Here is a 5776-nt window from a genome sequence, read left to right on the forward strand (position 1 = left end):
TTTGCAAGGTCTTGACTGAAACTCCGATTTTTTTAGCAAATTCATGAGGTTTAAACATAAAGTCACTCTTATGTTTGTCTATGAGTGTACAGGTTTGTCTATTAAATTGTCAACTTAGGACAAGCTCCACTGAGAGGATACCGTTATGTGGGCTTTCTTACTTCTCAGACATCCTCTGAGTTATTGATTATCTTGTAACCATTTTTCTAAATCTGACATATTTGTAAAATCTAATAAAGCTTCTCCTAAAGATTCTAATTCAGGAATAGAGAGCGATCGCACTTTAAATTCTAAATCTTCTGATATGTTTCCACAACGGCGGTTTAACAGGCGAATAGCGAGATTAGCTTCTCATTTTTGTACACCACGTTTCTCGCCACGTTTCTCGTGGATTTGCAAAACCTCTTGATAAAAACGAGTTGGAGTCACATCAGCTTCTCTCAGATTAAGCATTTTTTGAATCTCCTCTATGGAGAATTTAGTGTTAGGCAATGATCAATGATCCATGTTTTTAATGGGCAACGCCACGTGAACATCGGGGACGACACGAATATCGGGACGACCTTCAACTGGATACCACAGCAGATGTCCTGCCACAAAAATGGTCTCGTCATTGGCAAAGAGGGACTCGATATTGTCTTTAATCTAAAACCTTGATGAAACCTTCATCAAACCTTTACTAGCTTTAATGATATTTATATTATCCTATTAACAGTAAACCCTGATTAGTTGTTATTAATCCAAAAATCTTTGATGTTGTTACCACCGACAACACGAGACTGCTTGAATGTGAACTCACTGACAGAAGGGTTACGATGGGGATCAATTACTCCTGTTGCCTGTTGCCAAAGTTCTGTTGGTGCTAATGATAAATGATATACAGATTCACGTTTACGGACGTGATACCATTTAGTTTCTTGGCAATCTTCACACCAAAACGCCTCTAACCACTCACCCTCTAAAGGAACTGCGGTTTTGGCTGCGATTAACATCAGAGCTTCTTTTCGTCTGATGCCTCTCTCCTGTAGTTGTCCAGGTCTCTCAGCAAATAAACTGTATTTCTGACTCATGCTATCCATGTAGCAGTTATGTACTGGACAATATATAGCTCTACGCTTAGAACGATTCCGATTTCGGTCACACCTTCTCTGCACTTCGGCCTCCTCAATTTTGATCGAAAAAGATCACCAGAAGGTTGCGGTGGAGGGACCGAGATCAATAAGACCATCAAAGCCCTGCTCCTCATTGAAAATTTCAGTTATTAAATTCTAAAAACTAAGTTTTGTAATCCTGTCGGACATTTTATCACATTTGTGCTGATTGAAGCAGTTTAGGTTATAGACGAAAAACTAGAATGTTGTAGCACACAAAAATATTGGCTTGCAATAATTGGCTGCGTAAAATTTGATTGCAAATATTTTCGAGATGCTTTGTTCATCAGTTCTGCTAATTTGCGATCGCTATTCAGCAGGCGAATAGATTTAGTTTGAATCATACTATCACCATTTTCAACACTCACCCCACATTTACCATCGATCATCATTTTGCGCAAATAAGAGTACTTAGAACAAATCACGGCTATCGGTCTGCCCGCTGCTAAAGCTGGGTGTAGTTTACTAGGTGCAACCAGGCTTTCCATCCCTGCTTCAACAGTCACCAAAGACAGATTGCAATCTGTCAGATAATAAGGTAGCACTTTTTTTCTTAATAAAACAGAAACAGAAAATTTAGTTAGTCCTAAGTCATTTACCTCTTCCAGGAAACTTTGTCGTTTTGCTCCAATACTAATGCAAACAAACTGAATCGGTTCGTCTCGCAATAGTTTAGCAGTTTCCAGAATGGTGTCCATATCGTGACACCGACCCAATATTACCAGAATAGAGAACTGTGAATTTATTCACTAAATTATGTTCTTTCGCAAACCAGTTATTTTCCTTGGCATGTTTAAAGGCTCTTAGGTTATTGGCATAGGATTTTTTCTTACCTGTCATATAACTTATCAGCATTGACATCTTAACATCCAATCAATTTAAAATTTTTACGGACAAAATAACTCAGTGAAATTACTTTTGTCACCCAAGGATAGATTAGCGAGTATCTTACATGATCTGAAACGCCATATTAGGATTTTCCAGGGTTGAGTTCAGTAATCTCTGTATTCCTTATCTGTTCGCTGTTCCCTCTCCCAAATATAAAATTTATTTTGCACGACTACTTATACACCATAATTTTGGTTATAGAGATGTAGTCTAGATGATTAAGGTTTGCTGAAAAAGTCTTGTGGTAGAGACAGGCAAGAGGCAAGAGTTTGGTCTATTTGTTATCCCCAAATTTTCTGATTTATTGTCCCTCACTGATCACTGCCAACTCCCGACTTCAGACTTCAGACTTCAGACTTCCGATTCTTCGATTTCCTCTTATACTGATGTCCTCACTATAACTGAACGACGCAAATTGTCTAATGCTGTGCAAGCACTGAGGAGGCGAATGAAAGAGCGATTTTTCATAGTTCCAAATTTACACTCATAACTTGTCACCTCATTTCCAGGACCAGCCATACCAATATAGACTAAACCCACAGGTTTTGTAGCAGTTCCTCCACTAGGTCCAGCAATTCCAGTAATACTTAATCCCCAAGTAGTTTGGAGAAGATTTTTCACACCTATAGCCATTTGTTCAGCTACTGTAGCACTCACAGCCCCAAACTGATCTAAATCGTCAGGGTTAACCCCCAATAATCTAACTTTCACGGTGTTATCGTAGGAAATTACCCCACCCCAAAAGTAATCAGAACTGCCAGGAATTTCTGTCAGTATTTGTCCCAATCCCCCACCGGTACAAGATTCTGCCACTGATAAAGTTTCCCCTGAAGATCGCAACAACTCACCAACAACAGAAGCTAAGGTATCATCATCAGCACCGTAATAATCTAAGCCTGCAATTTCCTTGAGTTGCTTTTTCACAGGTGCAATTAATTCCTCTGCTGCCTTTTCATCAGTCGCTTTGGCAGAAATTCGCAGCCGAACTTCTCCCTTGCCAGCGTAAGGTGCGACTGTTGGGTTAGGTAAATTCAAATAAGCAGATACTTTTTCTGCTAAGGCTGATTCACCAATCCCCCAAAATTTTAAACTGCGACTGTAAATAATTTCCTGACCCCAACCTTGACTTTTCAGAAAAGGTACTGCTGTATCTGTCCACATTCGGTGCATTTCACTAGGAACACCAGGGAAAGTCAAAATAGTTAATCCTGGACGAGGTTGCCAAATAATACCCGGTGCTGTTCCTGTGGGATTTGGTAAAATTTTCGCTCCTTGGGGAATTAAAGCTTGTTTGCGGTTGCTAGGAGACATTACCCGTCCCCTTTGGGCAAATTTCTGAGTTATATCTTCTAGGATTTCGGCACTTTCGACCAAGGGAACACCGAAAAAGTCCGCAATGGTTTCACCGGTGAGATCATCTGGTGTGGGTCCTAAACCACCGGTGAAAATCAGAATTTGCACTCTGGAAGCTGCAATTTCAATCACTTGTTTGAGTCTTTGGGGATTATCTCCCACCACAGTTTGATAGTAGTGAGGAATGCCTAACTGTGCTAACTGCTGGGCGATAAATTGAGCGTTGCTGTTGAGAATATCTCCTAGCAATAATTCAGTACCAACACAAATAATTTCTGCACTCATGGGACTGGTGATTGGTGATTGGTGATTGGGAAAAATCTCTTAACAGTCTATGGTGTAAATGGCTATGTCCATTAGTAATCTAGGGTAATTTACAGTCAATACTGTTTGGTTAAGAGTTTTTGTAGGTTGGGTTGAACAAAGTGAAACCCAACAAACGCTTGTAAAAGTTGGGTTTCGTTCCTCAACCCAACCTACATGATTTATATGTTATTAGTTGACCGAAAAGTATTGAATTTACAGTAGACATCTCCAGAAAAGAAATTATGAAACCTATTTATGGGGGCAGGTCGAAGCTTATGGGATATTTAGATGTCTGATTTTTCCGTTAAATTATCGCCCATAAGCTTCGCCCCTACAACTTATGACACCTACAACTTATGACAAATTAATACATTCTATTTTGGAGATGTCTAGTTACTAGCCGATACAATTAAGATCCTCTATCACCCTAAAGATTGGAGCGGTATTGACGTTGTAGCCTAGAAATCCCAAGACTGCACCAGCTAAAGCAGCTGCGATTAGGGCTGCTTCTGGTTGGTGCATGAATGCTTTTTAAGCTAGAACTGGTACAGGAATTTCTAGGTGAGGATACAGGGGAAAGCGATCGCACAATGCTGCGACTCGACGACGGCAATCTTCTGCTACTGTTTTAGAATCTGGGGAAAGTAGGCGATCGCTAATAATATTACCAATTTCTGTAAATTCTGCCACTCCTAAACCTCTTGTGGTCATGGCTGGTGAACCTAATCTCAATCCACTGGTAACAAATGGTGATTCTGGATCAAAAGGCACTGTATTTTTGTTAGCGGTGATATTTACCTCACTCACTAACCTATCTGCTTTTTTACCTGTCATACCCACAGAACGTAAATCTACTAGCATTAAATGATTATCTGTACCATCTGATACTAATTTTAAACCTCTATTTTGCAGTTGGGAGGCTAAAGCACGAGCATTTTCAATCACGTGACCAGAATAAGTTGTAAACTCAGGTTTCAATGCTTCCCCAAAGGCTACAGCTTTACCTGCTATTACGTGTTCTAATGGTCCACCTTGAGTACCAGGAAATACTGATTTATCAAACTTTTTACCGAGTTCTGCATCACGGGTTAAAATCAATCCGCCTCTAGGTCCACGTAAGGTTTTATGGGTGGTTGTTGTCACTACATCACAATAGGGAATGGGGTTAGGATGATGCCCTGTAGCTACTAACCCAGCAATGTGAGCAATATCCGCAAGCAGGTAAGCGCCAACTTCATCTGCAATACTGCGGAATTTTTCAAAGTCAATGATCCGGGGATAGGCTGAATAACCGCAAATTAACAGCTTTGGACGTTCTTTAATTGCTAAATCCCGAATTTGATCATAATCAAGCTGTTCTGTCTCTTTGCTAACTCCATAGTGACGCACTTGGAACCATTTGCCGGAAACATTCACTGGTGAACCGTGGGTTAGGTGTCCACCGTGTGATAGGTCCATGCCCATAATTTTATCCCCTGGTTCTAGCAAAGTAAGGAATACAGCAAAGTTGGCTTGTGCGCCAGAATGGGGTTGGACGTTAGCATGAGCAGCACCAAATAATTGTTTAGCTCTATCAATGGCTATTTGTTCAATTTTGTCAACAAATTCACAACCACCATAGTAGCGTTTACCTGGTAAACCTTCGGCGTATTTGTTGGTTAAGACAGAACCTTGCGCCGCTAGTACAGCAGCGGAAGTAAAGTTTTCACTAGCTATCAATTCTAGGTGATCACGTTGCCGTTGTAGTTCTTGGCTGATTAAGTCGTTAACAGCAGGATCTGATGATTTAAGAATGTCTGAGTTGGTTTTGTTCACGGGAATTATCCTTTGATCAAGTTGATAAACTGGTAAAACTGAAGGTTTTGTAGGCAGTACAGCACGGTAATAACAGCGTTATAACTGTTATTTTAATTGCTTGTGAATTTTGACTTCATTATTTAAGCTAAAGGAATTGATACTCCCCACGGCTAAAAGCCGGGGGATTCTTGAATAGTCCACAAACGAACCTTCAACGGTGCTATCAAAGACACCCTACTGATTCCACTGAGGTCTAGACCTAGTTTTATCGCTACTTTAAC

General features: G+C 40.3%; 3 protein-coding genes and 2 pseudogenes. All 5 read right to left on the minus strand.

What is annotated here, in order from left to right; genetic code table 11:
- Window positions 1-180 precede the first annotated feature (180 nt).
- Window positions 181-339, minus strand: a pseudogene (locus H6F45_RS26295) (DUF4351 domain-containing protein); the annotation flags it as partial.
- A gap of 386 nt (window positions 340-725) precedes the next feature.
- Complete coding sequence (locus tag H6F45_RS25920; protein ID WP_096569363.1) at window positions 726-1154, minus strand: hypothetical protein; 429 nt, start codon at window positions 1152-1154, stop codon at window positions 726-728.
- Window positions 1155-1330: 176 nt separating this feature from the next.
- Window positions 1331-1940, minus strand: a pseudogene (locus tag H6F45_RS25925) (glycosyltransferase); the annotation flags it as partial.
- 477 nt (window positions 1941-2417) lie between these two features.
- Window positions 2418-3677 carry a competence/damage-inducible protein A gene (locus H6F45_RS25930; RefSeq protein WP_190348790.1) on the minus strand — a complete coding sequence of 420 codons (1260 nt, stop codon included), beginning with the start codon at window positions 3675-3677 and terminating at the stop codon, window positions 2418-2420.
- Window positions 3678-4229: 552 nt separating this feature from the next.
- Window positions 4230-5513: a serine hydroxymethyltransferase gene (gene glyA, locus H6F45_RS25935; RefSeq protein ID WP_190348791.1), complete on the minus strand. Its 1284-nt coding sequence runs from the start codon at window positions 5511-5513 to the stop codon at window positions 4230-4232.
- Window positions 5514-5776 lie beyond the last annotated feature (263 nt).

Source organism: Sphaerospermopsis sp. FACHB-1194 (assembly GCF_014696235.1).
GTDB lineage: Bacteria > Cyanobacteriota > Cyanobacteriia > Cyanobacteriales > Nostocaceae > Sphaerospermopsis > Sphaerospermopsis kisseleviana.